18 protein-coding genes are annotated in these 20259 nt (G+C 59.6%); 15 read left to right on the top strand and 3 right to left on the bottom strand.

Going from position 1 to position 20259, the window contains the following annotated elements; all coding sequences use genetic code 11:
* The first annotated feature begins 52 nt into the window (after positions 1 to 52).
* Positions 53 to 1081 (top strand): proline racemase family protein, encoded by a 1029-nt coding sequence (locus DA915_RS17785; protein ID WP_107676779.1) that lies wholly within the window; start codon positions 53 to 55, stop codon positions 1079 to 1081.
* Positions 1082 to 1228: 147 nt separating this feature from the next.
* On the opposite strand, the gene DA915_RS17780 is transcribed toward DA915_RS17785, so the two are convergent.
* Complete coding sequence (locus tag DA915_RS17780; protein WP_107676778.1) at positions 1229 to 2251, bottom strand: LacI family DNA-binding transcriptional regulator; 1023 nt, start codon at positions 2249 to 2251, stop codon at positions 1229 to 1231.
* Between the two features lie 157 nt (positions 2252 to 2408).
* Positions 2409 to 2729 carry a hypothetical protein gene (locus DA915_RS17775; RefSeq protein ID WP_003505663.1) on the bottom strand — a complete coding sequence of 107 codons (321 nt, stop codon included), beginning with the start codon at positions 2727 to 2729 and terminating at the stop codon, positions 2409 to 2411.
* A 294-nt stretch (positions 2730 to 3023) separates the two neighbouring features.
* Between DA915_RS17775 and DA915_RS17770 the strand changes: the two genes are divergently transcribed.
* The 6 genes from DA915_RS17770 to DA915_RS17745 all read left to right on the top strand — a co-directional run bounded on the left by DA915_RS17770 (position 3024) and on the right by DA915_RS17745 (position 9328).
* Positions 3024 to 3827: a transporter substrate-binding domain-containing protein gene (locus tag DA915_RS17770; RefSeq protein WP_020810902.1), complete on the top strand. Its 804-nt coding sequence runs from the start codon at positions 3024 to 3026 to the stop codon at positions 3825 to 3827.
* Positions 3828 to 3893: 66 nt separating this feature from the next.
* Positions 3894 to 4598: an amino acid ABC transporter permease gene (locus tag DA915_RS17765; protein ID WP_107676777.1), complete on the top strand. Its 705-nt coding sequence runs from the start codon at positions 3894 to 3896 to the stop codon at positions 4596 to 4598.
* Positions 4595 to 5254, top strand: a complete 660-nt coding sequence (locus DA915_RS17760) for an amino acid ABC transporter permease (RefSeq protein ID WP_020009852.1) — start codon at positions 4595 to 4597, stop codon at positions 5252 to 5254. Before DA915_RS17765 ends, DA915_RS17760 begins: the two co-directional genes overlap by 4 nt.
* A complete protein-coding gene (locus DA915_RS17755; RefSeq protein WP_003521699.1) occupies positions 5235 to 5966 on the top strand; it encodes an amino acid ABC transporter ATP-binding protein in 732 nt (243 codons plus the stop codon). The genes DA915_RS17760 and DA915_RS17755 overlap by 20 nt, the downstream gene beginning before the upstream one ends.
* 23 nt (positions 5967 to 5989) lie before the next feature.
* Positions 5990 to 6925 carry a 2-hydroxyacid dehydrogenase gene (locus DA915_RS17750; RefSeq protein ID WP_107676776.1) on the top strand — a complete coding sequence of 312 codons (936 nt, stop codon included), beginning with the start codon at positions 5990 to 5992 and terminating at the stop codon, positions 6923 to 6925.
* 228 nt (positions 6926 to 7153) lie between these two features.
* On the top strand, positions 7154 to 9328 hold the full coding sequence (locus DA915_RS17745) for a bifunctional diguanylate cyclase/phosphodiesterase (RefSeq protein WP_107676775.1): 2175 nt from the start codon (positions 7154 to 7156) through the stop codon (positions 9326 to 9328).
* 310 nt (positions 9329 to 9638) lie between these two features.
* On the opposite strand, the gene DA915_RS28970 is transcribed toward DA915_RS17745, so the two are convergent.
* On the bottom strand, positions 9639 to 9794 hold the full coding sequence (locus DA915_RS28970; protein WP_192886589.1) for a hypothetical protein: 156 nt from the start codon (positions 9792 to 9794) through the stop codon (positions 9639 to 9641).
* Here DA915_RS28970 and DA915_RS17740 point away from each other — a divergent pair.
* The 8 genes from DA915_RS17740 to DA915_RS17705 all read left to right on the top strand — a co-directional run bounded on the left by DA915_RS17740 (position 9787) and on the right by DA915_RS17705 (position 20250).
* Positions 9787 to 10836, top strand: a complete 1050-nt coding sequence (locus DA915_RS17740) for a porin (protein ID WP_107676774.1) — start codon at positions 9787 to 9789, stop codon at positions 10834 to 10836. The two genes, DA915_RS28970 and DA915_RS17740, sit on opposite strands and share 8 nt — an antisense overlap.
* Before the next feature lie 329 nt (positions 10837 to 11165).
* Entirely contained in the window at positions 11166 to 11795 is a 630-nt protein-coding gene (locus tag DA915_RS17735; protein ID WP_107676773.1) for a flavin reductase family protein, read from the top strand.
* A 309-nt stretch (positions 11796 to 12104) separates the two neighbouring features.
* Positions 12105 to 13028 carry a LysR family transcriptional regulator gene (locus DA915_RS17730; RefSeq protein WP_020009858.1) on the top strand — a complete coding sequence of 308 codons (924 nt, stop codon included), beginning with the start codon at positions 12105 to 12107 and terminating at the stop codon, positions 13026 to 13028.
* Between the two features lie 117 nt (positions 13029 to 13145).
* On the top strand, positions 13146 to 13625 hold the full coding sequence (locus tag DA915_RS17725) for a formate dehydrogenase subunit gamma (RefSeq protein WP_107676772.1): 480 nt from the start codon (positions 13146 to 13148) through the stop codon (positions 13623 to 13625).
* A complete protein-coding gene (locus DA915_RS17720; protein WP_107676771.1) occupies positions 13622 to 15178 on the top strand; it encodes an NADH-quinone oxidoreductase subunit NuoF in 1557 nt (518 codons plus the stop codon). Before DA915_RS17725 ends, DA915_RS17720 begins: the two co-directional genes overlap by 4 nt.
* A gap of 4 nt (positions 15179 to 15182) precedes the next feature.
* Entirely contained in the window at positions 15183 to 18065 is a 2883-nt protein-coding gene (fdhF, locus tag DA915_RS17715; protein ID WP_087747041.1) for a formate dehydrogenase subunit alpha, read from the top strand.
* Between the two features lie 72 nt (positions 18066 to 18137).
* Positions 18138 to 18482 carry a formate dehydrogenase subunit delta gene (locus DA915_RS17710; protein WP_087747043.1) on the top strand — a complete coding sequence of 115 codons (345 nt, stop codon included), beginning with the start codon at positions 18138 to 18140 and terminating at the stop codon, positions 18480 to 18482.
* 115 nt (positions 18483 to 18597) lie between these two features.
* Entirely contained in the window at positions 18598 to 20250 is a 1653-nt protein-coding gene (locus DA915_RS17705) for an OFA family MFS transporter (RefSeq protein ID WP_035212898.1), read from the top strand.
* Positions 20251 to 20259: the final 9 nt, after the last annotated feature.

The raw sequence follows: 20259 nt of genomic DNA, 5'->3' as shown, positions 1-20259 counted from the left end.
CGGACGTAAACCGCTACGCACTTTTACTGGAAATGCTCTTGAGGAGAATTCAATGCGCAGTATCAAGACCGTTCACGTCATCTCCGCCCATGCGGAGGGCGAGGTGGGGGATGTGATCGTCGGTGGCGTAAAGCCGCCACCGGGTGAGACGATCTGGGAACAGAGCCGTTTCATCGCCCGTGATGAGACCCTGCGTAATTTCGTGCTCAACGAGCCGCGCGGCGGCGTGTTCCGCCACGTCAACCTGCTGGTGCCGCCGAAACATCCTGACGCGGACGCCGCCTTCATCATCATGGAGCCGGAAGACACGCCGCCCATGTCCGGCTCCAACTCCATCTGCGTCTCCACCGTGCTTCTGGATGGCGGCATCGTGCCGATGCAGGAGCCGGAAACCCATATGCTTCTGGAAGCCCCCGGCGGGCTGGTAAAAGTGCGCGCCGAATGCCGCAACGGCAAGGCCGAGCGCATTTTCGTGCAGAACCTGCCGAGCTTCGCCGCGAAACTCGATGCCGAACTCGAGGTCGAAGGCCTGGGTAAGCTCAAGGTGGATACCGCTTATGGCGGCGACAGCTTCGTCATCGTCGATGCCGAGGCTATGGGTTTCAGTCTGAAGCCGGAAGAGGCGCATGACATTGCCCGCCTCGGCGTACGCATCACCAATGCCGCCAACACGGCTTTGGGCTTCGACCATCCCGAAAACCCGGACTGGCGGCATTTTTCATTCTGCCTGTTCGCGGGCAAGGTGGAGCGCACGGCCGAAGGCCTGCGGGCTGGTGCTGCCGTCGCCATCCAGCCGGGCAAGGTGGATCGTTCGCCAACCGGTACCGCGCTTTCGGCCCGCATGGCGGTGCTGCATGCGCGCGGTGAAATGAAGGAAGGCGAAACGCTGACGGCGGTGTCGCTGATCGGCTCCACCTTCACCGGCCGTATTCTTGGGACCACCAAGGTCGGCGACCGTCCGGCCATCCTGCCGGAAATCTCCGGCCGCGGCTGGATTACCGGCATCCACCAGCACATGCTTGATCCCTCTGATCCATGGCCGGAGGGGTATCGGCTGACGGATACCTGGGGCGCGCGGTAAGCGCGATACACCGCGCTTCCCTCATCCCTGTGCTTGTCACGGGGATCCAGTCAGCCCAAGTCCTTGGGCTGAAAACTCCCTTTCGCCGCGCAGACGCGTGTCGGCTGGATTCCTGTGACAAGCACAGGAGTGAGGGAAGAGAGTGGATTAGCCGCCCGCCCGCTTCGTCGTCTCCCGCACGATCAGCTCGAACCCGACATCCACCCGCGCACCCTCGGGAATGGCAGCGTCCTTTTCTGCCTCCAATATCGAAAGCAGCAATTCGCCCGCCTTGCGGCCGATCATCTGGGCGTCGACCCTGATTGTAGAAATCGCCGGATAACATTGCCTGCCGATGTCGAAATCGCCGAAGCCGAGGATGGAAATCTGTTCGGGCACATGAATGCCGCGACGGTGACATTCCATCAGCGCGCCGACGGCGGAAATATCGGAGACTGCGAAGATCGCCTCGACATCCGGTTCCTTCGCCAGCAGCGAGCCGAGCGTCTTTGCCCCGTGGTCATAGGAGACCGGCGCACTGCCTTCGCGGATGATGAGATCGTCGGCAATGCCGGCTTCGCGCAGCGCCGCGCCAAAACCGAGAAGGCGGGTTTCGCCGCGCCAGTCCTTCACGTCGCCATCGGCTCTTGAGCCGAGCGCGCCGATTCTTTTAAATCCAAGTGATATCAGATGTTTGGCGGCGGTTCTTCCCACTTCGTAATTGGAAAAACCGACAGCATGATCGATCGGGTGTTCGGGAACGTCCCAGATTTCCACGATGGGGATACCGGCGCGCATCAGAACTTCGCTCGCCATCTTGGTATGCACCGTGCCGGCGACCACTATGGCATCGGGTCGGCGCTCCATCATGGTGCGGATGACGCGCTCTTCCTCCTGCAGATCGTACATGGTGTAACCGATCAGCAACTGGTAGTCGGCCGCGCGAAGCGCATTGGCAAGCCCTTGAGCGCTATCGGCGAAGTTGGAGTTGGTGAGCGTTGGCAGGATGGCGGTGATGAAATTGGTACGGCGGGAGGAAAGCGATCCGGCGATTCGATCCGGCACATAACCGAGCTTCTCGATGGCCTTCATCACCTTCTGGCGTGTCTCTTCAGACACCAGCGCAGGATCGGCCAGCACCCGCGAAACGGTCATCTTGGAGACGCCCGCGAGTTTCGAGACGTCGCTCATGGTAGCTTTTTTTGACGTGACTAACGCTGCGGCCAAGGGCGTGCGCTCCACCAAAGCATGTCTCCCTAAATTCGAACCGGTTCAGGACAAGACATACACGAAGATATCAGGGGAAAGCACGCCGCATGATTGCATATCGGTGCGGCGTGCACCGGATTTATGCGACGCGGCTATAGACCAGATGGTAAAAGCGGCCGTCGCACATGCTCATCATCTCATCCGTCAGCACGCGGCCTTCCAGCCGGACGGGAGAAACCAGTGCTTCCTCCACCGCCTCCATCGACGGATAGTCGATTTCCTGCACCATGATGATCGAGGCCGCATCCGGGTCGGTGCGCTCGGTGCGCATCACCCGCACGGCCTGCGCGTTCGGCATGCGCTTCCACACCGGCAGCAATTTCTCCTCCACGATGCGGAAAAACTCCTCCTCCCGACCGGGGTGAATCCTGCCTTCGAAAATTGCCGAGCGTGTGTACATGTTTCCTCCCGAATGAATGCCGACCGAAACAGTTCTGTAGATCGGACTTGCAATGATACCGATAACATGCATTATTGGTCCTGCCAAGAACGTGAAACGGTGTCGAGCAGAGGAAAATCGATAACCAGCCGAAATTGTTGAATTTCATAGGGAATTCATCTGGTTTTGTGCTTTCGCGGTTTCTTGGGAGGAGTTTTTAGTCAATCGCGTTAAAATGTTATCGAGAACATTTTCCGGTTTGCGCAAGGCCGCTGTTCCACTTTGGGCAGCCACTATAGGGTTGGAGGAGAAACCATGAGCATATCCAGATTTCTGAAGAACATGACCGTTGCAGTCGGTGTTGTTGCAGCTTCGCTTGCTGCCACCACGTCCGCCCATGCCGTCTCGCTCAGCGAGATCACGGCGCGTGGCAAGGTCAAGATCGGCGTTCTCACCGGTGCACCGCCGATGGGCATGGTGGACGAGAAGGGCAATCCTTCCGGTTATGACGTTGATGTCGCCAACCTGATCGGCTCTTACCTGTCGCTGCCGGTGGAACTGGTGCCGCTGACACCGCCGGCGCGTATCCCGGCACTTCAGACCGGCAAGGTCGATTTCCTTGTCGCGACGCTTGCGCCGACCGGCGAACGCGCCAAGACCGTCATGTTCACGCAGCCCTACAGTGCGTTCAACATGGACATCATCTCCGGCAAGGACCAGAAGTTCGAAAATCTCGACAGCCTCAAGGGCAAGCGCGTTTCGGTCAATCGCGGTTCCTCGCAGGAAACCGCGCTGCGCAAGGCTAATGTCGAAGGTCTCGAAATCGTTGTCTATGAGGACGATTCCACCAGCGCCCAGGCTCTGCTTGCTGGTCAGGTAGATGCCGTGGCCCTGCCGTCCACGGTTGGCGAAGCGATCATCAAGCAGCGTCCGGAAGCCGGTCTGCAGGTTGGTTTCACCTTCTTCCAGCAGGGCAATTCCATGGCGACGAAGATCGAGGATTTCGAGCTGCGGCAATGGCTGAACACCTCCATCTATCTCATGAAGATGTCGGGCGATCTCGACCGTATCTCGGTGAAGTGGACCGGCCGTCCGCTGCCGCAATTGCCAAGCTTCTGATTGAGCCTTTCAACGCGCCCGCCGGGGAACATTCCGGCGGGCCGGGAAATGTCAACGGAGTGACGCATGTCCTATACTTTTCAATTCGGCGCGCTCGCCCAATATCAGAATGAGATTCTGAACGGCATATGGCTGACGATCAAGCTGTCGGTCCTCTCCATCGTGCTGGGCTGCGCTTTCGGAATTCTTCTAGCCTCGCTGCGCTCCATCAATGGCGGCATCGTCCGTATCATCGTGGACGCCTATGTGGAGGTGATCCGCAACACGCCGTTTCTGGTGCAGCTTTTCATCGTCTATTTCGGTTTGCCCGGTCTCGGCTTTCGCGTCGGGGCGGATACGGCAGCGCTGATCGGCATGACGATCAATCTTGCGGCCTATTCGACGGAAATCATCCGCGCCGGCATCGAGGCGGTGCACAAGTCGCAGATCGAGGCGGGCGAGGCTCTGGGCTTCACAAAATACCAGATCTACCGTCACGTCATCCTCGTGCCTGCCATCGCCAAGGTCTATCCCTCGCTTTGCAGCCAGTTTGTGCTGATGATGCTGGCATCGAGCATATGCTCGGCCATTTCCACCCATGAGCTTGCGGCCGCCGCAGCCTTCGTGGAATCGCAGACCTATCGCTCCTTCGAGGTCTATATCGTCGTCACGCTCATCTATCTTGCGCTGGCGCTCAGCCTGCGACTGATCCTTGCCCTTGTCGGCATGTGGCTGTTCGGCCGCCGCGTGGCCCGCAAGACGATGACCGCCATGCCGGAGGTGCAGTCATGACTCTTCGAACTTTCGGCTGGAACGAGTTCGGCTTCCTGCTGACCGCCCTGCAATGGACCGTGCTTCTGACGATCATTGCGCTCATCGGCGGCGGCCTCGTCGGTTTCTTCGTGGCGCTGGCCCGCACCTCGAATTTCAAGGCGCTGCGCATTGCCGCCGGCACCTATATTCAGGTGATCCAGGGTATTCCGGTGCTGATGATCCTGTTCCTGTCCTATTACGGCCTCAGCCTTGCCGGACTGGAACTGCCGCCGTTGATCGCCGCCGGCGCATCGATGACGATCTATACGTCAGGTTATCTCGCCGAAATCTGGCGCGGCTGCATCCAGGCGGTGCCGAAGCAGCAGTGGGAAGCATCGGAATCGTTGGCGCTTACCCGCGCCCAGCAATATCGCTACGTTATCCTGCCGCAGGCGATCCGCATTTCCCTGCCGCCGACCGTCGGTTTTGCCGTTCAGGTCGTCAAGAATACGTCCATCGCATCGATCATCGGTTTCGTCGAACTGGCGAGAGCGGGGCAGCTCATCAACAATGCCACGTTCCAGCCGTTCCGCGTCTTCGTCGCGGTGGCCGTGCTTTATTTCATCGTCTGCTACCCGTTGTCCCAGCTGTCGCGTTGGCTGGAAAGGAGGCTTCATGCCGGAAGTAATCGTTGAAAACGTTCACAAGAGCTTTGGCGCTCTGGAAGTCCTGAAAGGCGTGTCGCTGACGGTCGGCCGTGGTGAAGTCTTCGCCCTCATCGGCCGCTCCGGCTCGGGCAAGAGCACGCTGCTGCGCTGCATGAACGGGCTGGAGAAGATCAATTCCGGTCGTATTGAAATTGCAGGTCACGCTATCGGAGAAGATGCCAAGGCGCTGCGCAAGCTGCGCACCGATGTCGGCATCGTGTTCCAGAGCTACAATCTCTTTCCGCATCTGACCGTTGGCGAAAACATCATGCTGGCCCCTCGCATCGTCAAGGATGTGGCGAAATCCGAAACGAAGGATATTGCCCGCGAGGTCCTGCAGCTCGTCGGCCTGTCGGAGAAGTTTGATTCCTATCCCGACCAGCTTTCCGGCGGCCAGCAGCAGCGTGTGGCGATTGCCCGCTCGCTCGCCATGCGGCCGAAGGTGATGCTGTTCGACGAGGTGACCTCGGCGCTCGACCCTGAATTGACCGAGGAAGTGCTGACCGTGATGGAAAACCTCGCGAAAGACGGCATGACGATGATCCTCGTCACCCATGAAATGGCCTTTGCGCGCCGCGTGGCGACCGAAACCATCTTTATGCACAAGGGCAAGATCTGGGAGCAGGGCCGTTCTTCTGAATTGTTCGCCAATCCGCAAACGCCGGAACTCCGGCAATTCGTCAAGGCCGATGTGAAGTAATTCACCGGCGCAAAGGAAACTCCATGACCACTGAAATCGTGCAACTGTGCCCGCTTATCCCGGCACTGGAACAGGAACTTGCCGAGCGCTTCACCGTGCATCGCCTGTTCGAAGCCGCAGACAAGGCGGCGTTCCTTGCTGAAAAGGGCGGCGCGATCCGCGGCGTCGTCACCGGCGGCCATATCGGCCTGCCGACGGATATCGGCGCGGCGCTTCCCAATCTTGAAATCGTCGCCATCAACGGCGTTGGTTTCGACAAGGTCGATCTGGCTGAAGCGAAACGGCGGGGCTTCCGCGTCTCCAATACGCCTGACGTGCTGACGGCCGATGTTGCCGACCTCGCGCTTGGCCTCGTTCTGGCGCAGGCGCGCAAGCTGCCACAGGCGGATCAGCACGTTCGCACAGGGCAATGGCTGAAGGGCGATATGGGGCTTTCCACCCGCGTCGCCGGCCGCCGTTACGGCATTTTCGGCCTTGGCCGCATCGGCCAGGCGATCGCTAAGCGGCTCGAAGGCTTTGATGCGCACATTTCCTACACCGCGCGAAGCCGCCGCGATGTTGCCTATGACTATTATGACAGCATCGAAGCGCTGGCCGCCAATTGCGACGTGCTGATCATCGCCGCCGCCGCCACCGCCGAAACGCGCCATATCGTCAATGCGGATGTGCTGAAGTCCCTTGGACCGCAGGGCGTGCTCGTCAATGTGGCGCGCGGTTCGCTCGTGGATGAGAAGGCGTTGGTCGAAGCGCTTTCGAACGGCGTAATCGGTGGCGCGGCGCTGGATGTCTTCGAGGATGAGCCGCGGGTGCCGGAAGCGCTTTTCGCCTTCGATAACGTCACACTCGCCCCGCATGTCGGCAGCGGCACGCACCAGACGCGGCGCGCCATGGCCGATCTTGTTCTCGCCAATCTCGATGCGCATTTTGCCGGCAAAGAGCTGCCGACGCCGGTGGTGTGACGGACAATGAATTGCCCCCTATAGCCTGACGGCGCAGCTTCTGCTGCGCCGTTTCCATTCAGGCAGGCGCGGCTTTATGGAGCCAGTTGCAAAGGGCGGGTTTCCCGGCAATCTCCTCCCGCCGTTCATATTTATATAACACGTATAATCTTACTATTCTGCTTCCTTGCAAAGTAATGAGGCGGAGAGGTGCGTTCCAAAGGCCCGAAGACAGCCGAGCAGAACCGGATGTCGCGAAAAAAGCGCGGTGTCACGCCATCTGCCACTCCTGCCATGAGCGAGAATGCCAATCCCTCCGACCGGCACGCGCTTCTGGAAGCGATGATCGACCACGTACCGGATTTTATCTATGCCAAGGATCTGGAAGGACGCTTCCTTTTCGCCAATCGGGCCATCGTCACCGAAAATGGCTTTGACACGGTCGAGCAACTGATCGGGCTCACCGATTACGATATTAACGGTGAAGCGGCGCGGCGTGCCGGCATTCCCGATACCGAGGCGCGGGTCATGCGCACCGGCGAACCGGATCTCGGTTACGAAGAACGCGCCATGCGTGGCGATATCGACCGCTGGCTCATGATGTCGCGCGTGCCGCTGAAGGACGAGGCCGGCAACATCATCGGCGTGGTCGGCGCCTCGCGGGATATAACCCAGAAAAAGGCTTCGGAAAGACTGCTTCAGGCGCAGGCGCATATTCTTGAGATGATTGTCGCCGCCGCGCGTATCGAGGATTTTCTCGAAGAATTCGTCAAGGCTATCGAAAATCTCGCAACCGGACTGATCTGCGCCGTGCGGGTGTTCGATGCGGCAGCTGGGGAGCCTTCCGTTTATGCCTCGCCCGCACTTGCGCAGGAGGAGGGGCTGGCCGCTCTTGTTTCCAGCGTCAGTGATCCTGAGTGCCTCACCCATCCGGCAGAACACATCGCCTTCAGTTTCGATATTCCCGCCAGCGAAGGCAAGGCGCATGGTTTCGTCTGGTGCATGCTGGCCAGCCGCAAGCCGGAGGCGGCGCTGCTGGAGTTTATCGGCGCTGCGGCGCGTATGGCGGGCCTGGCGATTGACCGAAAAAGGGCGGCGGAACATATCGCCTTTCTGGCTGATCACGACATGCTGACCCGGCTGCCAAACCGTCGTTTCCTCGATACGAGATTGCCTGAAATTTTGGCGGCGGCGGCAAAGACGCACCGACGGGTCGGCATCGGCTTTCTCGATCTCGACAATTTCAAGCAGATCAACGATACGCTCGGCCACAGCATCGGCGATACGCTTTTGTCGAAAACCGCCGAGCGGATTGCGAAAAGCCTCGGGAAAAACGATCTCGTTCTCCGGGTAGGCGGGGATGAGTTCGTCATCATTCTTGAAGAAGGCAGGAACGATGTCGAAGCCCGGCTGCAGCGCATCCGTGCCGCGGTCTCGCAGCCATTGCGCATTGGTAACTACGATATCAAGGTCACATGCAGCATCGGCATGGCCTTTTTCCCGGAGCATGGGGAAACCACGGCGGAAATCGTCGCGGCCGCCGATCTTGCCATGTATGAAGCCAAACATAACGGGCGCGACAGCATTGCCACCTTCACCCCCAATATGGCGGATGATCTGAGGAAGAAGTTCACCCGCATCGAGGAATTGCGCAAGGCCGTGAAGAGAGACGAGTTCGTGCTGCACTTCCAGCCGCAGGTCGATCTTGTCAGTGGCGCAATCAGCGGCGTGGAGGCGCTGGTGCGCTGGCAGCACCCCACGGAAGGTTTGCTTGGCCCTGCGGAATTCATCGGGCTTGCGGAAGAAACCGGGCTGATCGTGGAACTCGGAGAAAGCATTCTCAGGAAGGCCTGTCGTCAGGCGCAGGCATGGGCGGCCGCCGGCCTCTTGCCCGTCAAGATGGCGGTCAATATCTCGCCGCGGCAGTTTCAGGGCGGGCTGGTGCAGCAGATCAGGTCGGTGCTGAAGGAAACCGGCCTTGCGCCATCGCTCCTGGAAATCGAAATCACCGAGACGCTTATCATTCAGGATGTCGAAACATCGGTCCGGATCATGCGGGCCATCAAACAGATGGGCGTAAGCCTGGCGCTGGATGATTTCGGGATCGGTTATTCCTGTCTTGGCATGCTGAAGACCTTTCCGCTGTCCTGCATGAAGATAGACCGCTCGTTTCTCACCCACCTGCCCGAAAAGACCAAGGACAGCGCCATCGTCTCGATCATGATCCAGCTTGCCGGGTCTCTGGGCATCGATGTCATTGCCGAAGGTGTGGAAGCCGGCGAACAGGCGACATTTCTGCGTGAGGCCGGTTGCCCCTATGGCCAGGGTTATTATTTCAGCCGGCCGGTGCCCGCAGAGGTGATCGAAGACATGCTGGCTAAGAAGACGATATTCCCCACCGGCTTGCCCGAAGACAGCAAATAGGCTGCCCCTGGCGGCCGATTGTTTCAGATCGGCCAGACGTGGCTTTCCGGGAGATGCCGGGCAGACGTTTTGCCGCCTTCGTCGTTTCCTGTTCCCCAGCGAAAACCACTTCGCCTCCCCATGCCCGTGAGTGCTGACACCTCCCGATCCCGGGAGGACGGGGCGTTCATTGTTTTGTCTTTTTATATTTTAGTAATTAACGGCAATATTTATAAGTAAGGAATTTGATTATTGTGAAATAATATTCAGAAATATTATAATTTAAACTGTTAATTTGTTGTAATTTTACTACGAAATTGGATTGAGTACTTTATCTGTATTTATATTCCGCCGATTTGAATTGCGAGTCTGCAGCAATATCTGTCATTTGCTGAGTCAGCGCAGGGAAGCGGGCGGCAGGGAAAGGCCAGCCCTCAAATTTGCGCATTTGTTGAAAAATTTTTGACTGGAGATTAAAAATGAACATCAAGAGCCTTCTGATCGGCTCCGCTGCAGCTCTCGCAGCAGTATCCGGCGCACAGGCCGCTGACGCCATCGTCGCTGCCGAGCCCGAGCCCCTGGAATATGTTCGCGTCTGCGACGCTTTCGGCACCGGTTTCTTCTACATCCCCGGCACCGAAACCTGCCTGAAGTTCTCGGGTTACATCCGTTTCCAGACCAATTTTGGTCGGGACGCATCAGGTGCGTCTGACTGGGATTCTATGACGCGTGCCCAGTTCAACATCGACACCCGCAGCGACACCGAGTTCGGCGCTCTGCGTGGCTATATCGGTTTCCGTGGCAACGCTGACTCTGGCATTGGCAGTTCGACCGCGGGTACGAGTGGTAACCTCGGTTCTGCTGTTTTCGTTGAGCAGGCCTTCATCGAGCTTGCCGGCCTGAGAGTTGGCAAGTCCACGGGCTGGTGGGATGACGGTGTAGAACTCGGTGGTGAAACGGACGAACTTTTCTCCAATGCGACGTTTAACTCCGTTCGCTACACCTACGATGCTGGTTCCTTCTGGGCAGGCGTTTCTGTCGACGAACTCGAAGGTGTTACGGTCGGTTCGTATAACGAACGCGACAACAATATCGGCGTGGTTGTTGGTGCTGGCGCAAAGCTCGACGGCTTTGCCTTCCAGCTCATCGGTGGTTACGACACCGACCGCGAAAACGGTGCTGTGCGCTTGATCGCGACGGCTGGTATTGGTCCGGGCACGCTCGGCCTGGCTGGTGTCTGGGCTTCTGGTGCAAACGCCTACTACAACGTCTCCGAGTGGGCGGTCGCTGCTGAATACGCTATCAAGGCAACCGACAAGCTGAAGATCACCCCCGGCTTCCAGTACTACGGCGGCTATGGCATCGCTTCCTGGGATGAGTTCTCCGACAACGACGCCTGGAAGGCTGGCCTGACGGTTGACTACAAGATCACCGATGGTCTCACCACGAAGCTCACCGCGAACTATCTGGACATCGACAATCGTCCTGAGCAGTGGACCGGCTTCCTCCGTCTGCAGCGTTCGTTCTAATAGAACCTACAAGCAAAAAGCATAGTAGGGGTAGGCAACTCAGATCCACCCCGTCTCCGGACGGGTGAGTGACTAGCTCCAGTCAAAGTTCCTGACATGATGTCAGGTTTGTTCCCCGGTCCCCTCCAGGTCGGGGAGTTTTTATTAGAGCTGGTAGTCAATAGGTGGATGGCGAGCTCATTCATGGGTCGGAAAATGCTAGGAGGCTCGCTGCTCCTCCTGGTTTCCAGAAAGCAGGTGCGGCAAAAATCGACCATCTCGCGATGAGGGTGATTGAGAAATTGTCCGCAATATGAAATATTATTGTATACAATAAATCAGGTGCTCCCATGGAATTCGATTTTACCGCGCTTGAACCGCAGAGCCGTTATCGTTTGCTGACCAATTTTATCGGCCCGCGGCCGATAGCGCTTGTCACGACGCGTTCGGCCGCAGGCCACAACAATGCCGCGCCGATGAGTTTCTTCAACGTTTTCTCCCATGATCCGCCGATCGTTATTCTCGGTATCCAGCCGCGTGAGACGGGCGAGGAGAAGGATACGATGGCCAATATTCGCCGCACGGGTGAGTTTGTCATCAACATGGTCGATATGGCGCTGTCTGAACAAATGCTTGTCTGCGGTCTCGGCTTCGACAGCGAGGTTGATGAACTTTCGATTGCGGGACTGACAGCCACACCCTGCAGCAAGATCGAAGCGAGCTTTGCGGCGGAGTCGCCCTGCGCCTTCGAGTGCCGTGTGGAACGTTTGATCGATTATCCGCGCCGTACCCTGGTATTGGGCGAAGTCGTGCACATGCATGTCCACAAGGATTGCCTCGATGCGGAGGGGCGTTATGTCGATCCGGACCGATATCAGCCGATTGCGCGCCTCCACGCCGATAATTATATCAGTTCGGATCGCCAGTTCGTCCTCAAGGCGCCCGCGATCACCGACTTCATCAATCCAGATGGCAAGTGAAGGTTCTGGCGGCTGAGGCGTCGGATGTTCCCTGCCTGCTGCCGGAAACTCGCACGATTGGGAGGGCAGGGTGCCGACCCCGTCGTCCGGGACACGGTTTCCATCGTTGAGTCCAGCTCGCTGGATGGTGGATTACCACAGGTCAAAGCAGACTGACGCTATGGCTGTCCCCGCTTGAGGGAATTCGGTCTTGTCGTCAGCGCACAGTTTGCAGGAAAATACCCGCATCCATTTGCGGGCTTCCCCGCCTCGCTTTAGTGTTCTTCTGCTCGCACCATCCGCATGGTCGCGAGTCACGCGGGAGGACGCATGATCGACAAGCTGGAATTTTTCATTGCATTGGCGCGAGCAGAGCATTTCGGCCGTGCCGCGGAGGAGTGCGGCGTTTCCCAACCCAGTCTCTCGGCCGCGATCCGGCAGCTGGAGGACCAACTGGGTGTCGTTCTGGTGGTGCGTGCGGCGCGTTTTCAGGGGCTGACACCGGAAGGCCAGCGTGTCCTCGAATGGGCGCGCCGCATCGTTGGCGATACGCGCACCATGCGTGAGGAAATGCGCGCAGCCCGCAAGGGTCTGGCCGGCCACATCCGGCTTGCCGTCATTCCGACGGCGCTTGCGATGGTGCCGCGATTGACGGAGTCCTTCCAGGCGCGTCATCCTGATGTGACCTTTTCAGTCACGTCGCGCACCTCGCTTCAGGTGTTGAGCCAGATCGAAAACCTCGAGATCGATGCGGGAATCAGCTATCTCGACAACGAACCACTTGGCCGAGTGACTACGGTGCCGCTTTATTCGGAGCGATATCACCTCATCACGGCAGGCGGAACGCCGCTCGCCGATCAGGAATGCGTTACCTGGAAGCAGGTTTCCGGTCTTAGGCTATGCCTATTGACTTCGGATATGCAGAACCGTCGCATCATCAACAAGCATATGGCCGAGGCAGGCGTGGAGGCAAAGCCGACGCTCGAATCCAACTCCATGATCGTACTGTTTTCTCATATACGAACCGGACAATGGGCTTCAATAATGCCGCGTAACCTTGCGGAATCATTTGGTTTCCCGAAACAGATAAAAATCATTCCGATCACCGAACCGGACGCGGAGCATCTCGTGGGGCTGATTGCTACACACCGCGAACCACACACGCCGCTTGTTTCCGCGCTGCTTCACGAGGCCCGTCAGCGGGCTGCAGAAAAGGCGTTTGATAGGAATTTCCTATCAACTGACGGAAACTGATTATTGACCTGATCCCGCCGATCTCGACATTCTTCCAAACGATGCAGGGGCTGCGAAGGGATTTCACCATATCCCGCTCATCATTCCTTGCCCCCGTCGGTTTGGGAGGACTGGCTTATGAATATCAGAGCGGTTGCCGCAGATGAGGCGGCCCGTGTTTCCGTCGTGATTGAAGAACATCTCCACCTGGAGGGGCCGCTGCTGCCCATTCTGCACGCGGTGCAGGAAGAATTCGGCTACATCCCGGAAAGCGCCAAACAGATCATCGCATCCGCGCTGAACATCTCACGCGCGGAAGTCCATGGCGTCATAACCTTCTATCCCGATTTTCGCGATCATCCTTCCGGCCGACATGTCTTAAAGCTCTGTCGCGCCGAGGCCTGCCAGTCGATGGGTGGCGAGCCTCTTGCGGACACCATCAAGACCCGGCTCGGCCTTGACTGGCACGAAACCGCCGCTGACGGCTCCGTCACGCTGGAACCGGTCTTCTGCCTCGGGCTTTGCGCACAGGCGCCCGCCCTGATGCTGGACGGCGAAGTCCATGCCCGCCTTGACGAGGACTGTCTTGGCGACATTCTGGCGGAGGCGCGCCGATGAGTGTCACCGTTTTTATTCCCGGCGATTCCGCCGCGCTGGCCGTCGGCGCAAACCGCGTGGCCGAAGCGATCAGCCGCGAGGCGACCAGCCGCAATCTCGATGTGCATATTGTCCGCAACGGTTCCCGCGGCATGCTCTGGCTTGAGGTGCTGGTGGAAGTGCGCACCGAGCATGGCCGTATTGCCTACGGGCCGGTCAAAGCGAGCGACGTTACTTCGCTCTTCGATGCAGGGTTTCTCACCGGCGGCGAGCATCGGCTCTGTCTCGGGCCGACAAAGGATATCCCATTCCTGAAAAGCCAGACGCGTCTCACATTTGCGCGTTGCGGCGTCACCGATCCGCTGTCGCTTGAGGATTATCGAGCCTATCAGGGCATGAAAGGCCTCGAAAAAGCCGTCGCCATGGCACCGCTGGACATTGTTGCCCAGGTGACCGAGAGCGGCCTGCGCGGACGTGGCGGCGCGGGTTTTCCGACGGGTATCAAATGGAAGACCGTTGCGGATGCGGTCGCCGACCAGAAATACATCGTCTGCAATGCGGACGAGGGCGATAGCGGCACCTTCGCCGACCGTATGATCATGGAAGGCGATCCCTTCGTGCTGATCGAAGGCATGGCGATTGCCGGCCTTGCCGTTGGCGCGACGAAGGGCTTCATCTATACGCGTTCGGAATATCCTTACGCTATCAAGGTCATGGAGCAGGCGATCGAGATCGCCCGGCGCGAACGCATTCTTGGCCCGTCCGTGCTCGGCTCCGGCCGCGCCTTCGATATGGAAGTACGCATGGGCGCGGGCGCTTATGTCTGCGGCGAGGAAACCTCGCTTCTGAACAGTCTTGAAGGCAAACGCGGCACGGTGCGCGCCAAGCCGCCGCTGCCTGCCCTGCAGGGCCTGTTCGGCAAGCCCACCGTCGTCAACAATGTGATTTCGCTCGCCTCCATTCCAGTCATCATGGATCGCGGCGCGGCGTTTTATCGCGATTTTGGCATCGGCCGTTCGCATGGCACCATCCCGATCCAGCTTGCCGGAAACATCAAACATGGCGGGCTTTACGAGACCGCCTTCGGCCTGCCGCTCGGACAGCTGGTCAATGATATCGGCGGCGGCACGATCACCGGCCGCCCCGTCAAGGCGGTGCAGGTGGGTGGTCCGCTCGGGGCCTATTTCCCGGTTTCCTTATTCGACACGACCTTCGACTACGAGGCCTTTACCGCTGCCGGTGGCCTGATCGGCCATGCGGGTATCGTGGTTTTCGATGACACGGCCGACATGCTCCATCAGGCGCGGTTTGCGCTTGAGTTCTGTGCCGTCGAAAGCTGCGGCAAGTGCACGCCCTGCCGCATCGGCTCGACGCGCGGCGTCGAGACGGTGGACAAGATCGCGCTCGGCATCGAGCGGGAGAAAAACACCGCACTCCTCGAAGACCTCTGCGAAACCATGAAATTCGGTTCGCTCTGCGCGCTCGGCGGCTTCACGCCCTATCCCGTGATGAGCGCGCTCCGGCATTTCCCTGCTGATTTTGCCCCCATCCCACGTGTTGAAGCGGCGGAGTAAGACCATGGCCCTTGTGACAGAATTCGACTATGGAACCCCCAAATCCCTCGCGACTGACATGGTGACGCTCACCATCGACGGACGTCAGGTAACCGTCCCGGCCGGAACGTCGATCATGCGCGCCTCGCGCGAAGCGGGCATCGATGTTCCCAAGCTCTGCGCCACCGATATGGTGGATGCCTTCGGCTCCTGCCGCCTCTGTCTTATCGAGGTGGAGGGCCGCAACGGCACCCCCGCCTCCTGCACCACGCCGGTCGCTGCCGGTCTCGTCGTGCACACGCAGACGGAGCGGCTGAAGCAGATCCGCAAGGGCGTGATGGAGCTTTATATCTCTGATCACCCGCTCGACTGTCTGACCTGCGCCGCCAATGGCGACTGCGAACTGCAGGATATGGCGGGTGCCGTTGGCCTGCGCGATGTGCGTTACGGGTATGAAGGCGACAACCACGTCAAGGCTCGCGGTGGTGATGGCGATCTCAATGCCCGCTGGATGCCGAAGGACGAAAGCAATCCCTATTTCACCTATGATCCTTCCAAATGCATCGTCTGTTCCCGCTGCGTGCGCGCCTGTGAGGAAGTGCAGGGCACCTTCGCGCTGACGATCGAAGGGCGCGGTTTTGAAAGCCGGGTCTCGCCCGGCGCGCATGAGGCGTTCCTCGACTCTGACTGCGTGTCCTGCGGCGCCTGCGTGCAGGCCTGTCCGACGGCGACGCTCACCGAAAAATCGGTGATCGCGATTGGCCAGCCGGAACATTCGATGGTCACGACCTGCGCCTATTGCGGTGTGGGCTGCTCCTTCAAGGCGGAAATGCGCGGTGAAGAGCTGGTGCGCATGGTGCCGTGGAAGGACGGGCAGGCCAATCGCGGCCATTCCTGCGTCAAGGGCCGCTTCGCCTATGGTTATGCCACCCACAGGGATCGCATTCTCAACCCGATGATCCGTGAAAAGATCAGTGATCCATGGCGGGAAGTCACGTGGGAGGAGGCCTTCTCTCACGTTGCCTCGGAGTTCCGGCGCATTCAGGGGCAATATGGCCGGGAATCCATCGGCGGCATTACCTCGTCTCGTTGCACGAATGAAGAAACCTTCCTCGTCCAGAAACTCATCCGCGCCGGCTTTGGTAACAACAACGTCGATACCTGCGCCCGCGTCTGCCATTCGCCGACGGGTTATGGTCTCGGGCAGGCTTTCGGCACCTCCGCCGGCACGCAGAATTTCGACAGCGTCGAGCAGTCCGATGTGGTGCTTGTCATCGGCGCCAATCCGACGGATGGCCACCCGGTTTTCGGCTCGCGGCTGAAGAAGAGGCTGCGTCAGGGCGCGAAACTGATCGTCATCGATCCGCGCCGCATCGATCTCGTCCGCACGCCGCATGTGGAGGCGTCTTTCCACCTGCCGCTGAAGCCCGGAACCAACGTCGCGGTGCTGACCTCGCTTGCACATGTCATCGTCACGGAAGGGCTGTTCAACGAGGCCTTCATCCGCGAGCGCTGCGACTGGTCGGAATTCGAGGACTGGGCCGCCTTTGTTGCAGAACCCCAGCATAGCCCGGAAGAAACCGAAAGTTTCACCGGCGTGCCGGCGGAAGAGTTGCGCGGCGCCGCCCGTCTTTATGCCAAGGGCGGCAATGGCGCGATCTATTACGGGCTCGGTGTCACCGAACACAGCCAGGGGTCGACCACTGTCATGGCGATCGCCAACCTCGCCATGGCGACCGGCAATATCGGCCGCCCCGGTGTGGGGGTTAATCCGTTGCGCGGTCAGAACAATGTTCAGGGCTCCTGCGACATGGGGTCTTTCCCGCACGAACTTCCGGGTTACCGCCATATCTCCGACGATGCGACGCGTGACGTCTTCGAAAAACTCTGGGGTGTGAAGCTCAACAACGAGCCGGGGTTGCGTATCCCCAATATGCTCGATGCGGCCGTGGATGGCAGCTTCAAGGGCATCTACATTCAGGGCGAGGACATTCTGCAATCCGACCCGGATACGAAACATGTGTCCGCCGGTCTCGCAGCCATGGAATGTGTCGTGGTGCACGATCTCTTCCTGAACGAGACGGCGAATTATGCCCATGTCTTCCTGCCGGGTTCCACCTTCCTTGAAAAGGACGGCACCTTCACCAATGCCGAGCGCCGCATCAACCGCGTGCGCAAGGTCATGTCGCCGAAGAACGGTTATGCCGACTGGGAAGTGACGCAGAAGCTGGCGCAGGCCATGGGTCTTGCGTGGAACTACGCCCATCCGTCCGAGATCATGGATGAGATCGCCGCGACGACGCCGAGCTTCGCCAGTGTTTCCTACGCTTATCTGGAAGAGAAGGGCTCGGTGCAGTGGCCCTGCAACGAGAAATTCCCTGAGGGTTCGCCGATCATGCATGTGGACGGTTTCGTGCGCGGCAAGGGCAAATTCATCCGCACGGAATACGTGGCGACGGACGAACGCACGGGGCCGCGTTTCCCGCTGCTCCTCACCACCGGCCGCATCCTGTCGCAATACAATGTCGGCGCGCAGACACGCCGCACCGAAAACGTCGTCTGGCATGAGGAGGATCGTCTCGAAATCCATCCGCATGATGCCGAACAGCGCGGCGTGAAGGATGGCGACTGGATCAAGCTCGTCAGCCGGTCTGGAGACACGACGCTGAGAGCGCTGATCACCGACCGTGTGGCGCCGGGTGTGGTCTATACGACCTTCCACCACCCCGGCACACAGGCAAACGTCATCACCACCGACTTCTCCGACTGGGCGACCAACTGTCCCGAATACAAGGTGACCGCCGTGCAGGTGTCGCCCTCCAACGGGCCGACGGAATGGCAGGAGGAATATGATGCGCTTGGCCGCCGTGCACGGCGCATCGCCGGCAAGCTCGAAGCGGCGGAATAAGGAGGGGCCGGGTGCGCCCGGCCTTGTCACACACAGAGGCGTCGGCTGACGGTCGGCGCGGGGGAATAGGTCATGTTGCTCAACCACACCGATGAAAAACTGGTGAGAATGGCGAACCAGATCGCGACATTCTTTCTGTCGCAGCCGGAAGATATTCGCATCGACGGTGTTGCCACGCACATCAACAAGTTCTGGGAGCCGCGCATGCGACGCCGGTTCTTCGAGATGGTGGATGCCGGGGCCGGTGATTTTCTGCCGCTTGTGCTTGCGGCGTCAAAGGAGATCAAGCGGCCCGGTGATCCGGCAGCCGATGCGGTTGGTCTCGGCGATGATGCGAAGGGCGCGCCGGGCGGGAAAGGACCAATTGCGGGCGAGTCCCTTTCGGAACCAAGCATACCTGAAAACACGGGGGCGTGAGCGGCACGACCGGAAATCAGACTTTTCGCCGGACAGGAGGACGTCCGGTGATATCGATGTTCGCCTGGCGGGGTGAACTTGAGATGTCCAGACATTCACGAGGGAGGTAATGTCAATGGCAGTAGCAGATGCAACGGCGGGAGAGGCGGCGCAGGCCGGGTTTTTGGACCGCGAACGAATAATCGCAAGACCGGGTTTCAATCGCTGGCTGGTGCCCCCGGCGGCCCTTGCCATTCATCTATGCATCGGCATGGCCTATGGCTTCAGCGTGTTCTGGCTGCCGCTGTCGAAGGCGCTGCCGGCGACGGACCCCAGCTGCTCCAGCCTTACCCTTCTGGGCGCGCTGTTCACCACCGAGTGCAACTGGCGCGTGGCCGACCTCGGTTGGATCTATACGCTGTTCTTCGTGCTTCTCGGCTGCTCGGCGGCCATTTGGGGCGGCTGGCTGGAAAGAGTGGGGCCGCGCAAGGCCGGCTTCGTTTCCGCCTGCTGCTGGTGCGGCGGTATTCTGGTGGCGGCAGTCGGCGTCATGACCCATCAGCTATGGCTGATGTGGCTGGGCGCTGGTGTCATCGGCGGCGTCGGGCTCGGCCTTGGCTATATTTCGCCGGTATCGACGCTAATCAAATGGTTCCCGGACCGTCGCGGCATGGCGACTGGCATGGCCATCATGGGCTTCGGCGGCGGGGCGATGATCGGCGCGCCGCTCGCCAATCTCCTGATGAACAGCTTCAAGACGGATGTTTCGGTCGGCGTCTGGCAGACCTTCGTCGTGATGGCCCTGATCTATTTCGTCTTCATGATGGCGGGCGCCTTCGGTTACCGCATTCCGCCATCGGGCTGGCGTCCGGAAGGCTGGACGGCGCCTTCCGCCAAGAGCGCCATGATAACCCATCGCCATGTGCATCTGCGCGATGCGCACAAGACGCCGCAGTTCTGGCTTATCTGGGCGGTGCTGTGCCTCAATGTATCGGCGGGCATCGGCGTTATCGGCATGGCCTCGCCCATGCTGCAGGAAATCTTCGCCGGTTCGCTGATCGGCCTGCCCGGTGTGGGTTTTGCGGATCTTGATGCCGGGCAGAAGGCGCAGATTGCGGCGATTGCGGCCGGTTTCACCGGCCTGCTTTCGCTGTTCAACATCGGCGGCCGTTTCTTCTGGGCGTCGATGTCCGACAAGATCGGCCGAAAGAACACTTATTTCTGCTTCTTCATTCTCGGCATCATTCTTTATGCGCTGGCGCCGACGCTGGCGACGATGGGTAACAAGGCGCTGTTCGTTCTGGCCTTCGGTATCATCCTGTCTATGTATGGCGGTGGTTTTGCGACCATTCCCGCTTATCTCGCCGATATCTTCGGCACGCAGTTCGTCGGCGCAATCCACGGCCGCCTGCTGACGGCCTGGGCGACTGCCGGCATTGCCGGTCCCGTCGTGGTCAACTACATCCGCGAAGCGCAGATCGCGGCGGGCGTTGCACCTGGGCCGGCGCTCTACACCAGCACCATGTATATCCTGGCGGGCATGCTGGCGATCGGCCTCGTGGCCAATGCTTTCGTGCGGCCGCTTTCGGACAAGTGGTTCATGCCGGACGCGGAGGTCGCGGCGCTGCAGGCAAAGACGGCGGCGGCCAATGCCGGCCCCACGGGCTCCTTCGGCATCGGACGCGGCGGGCTGGACACCAAGGCGGCACTGGCCTGGATTGCGGTCGGCATTCCGCTTCTCTGGGGCGTGTGGGTAACCGTGAAGAGCAGTCTGGCTCTGTTCGGCTGAACGTCCATG

The organism is Agrobacterium sp. LAD9 (assembly GCF_003031125.1).
Taxonomy (GTDB): domain Bacteria; phylum Pseudomonadota; class Alphaproteobacteria; order Rhizobiales; family Rhizobiaceae; genus Agrobacterium; species Agrobacterium radiobacter.
This window is presented reverse-complemented; position numbering and strand designations above follow the sequence as displayed.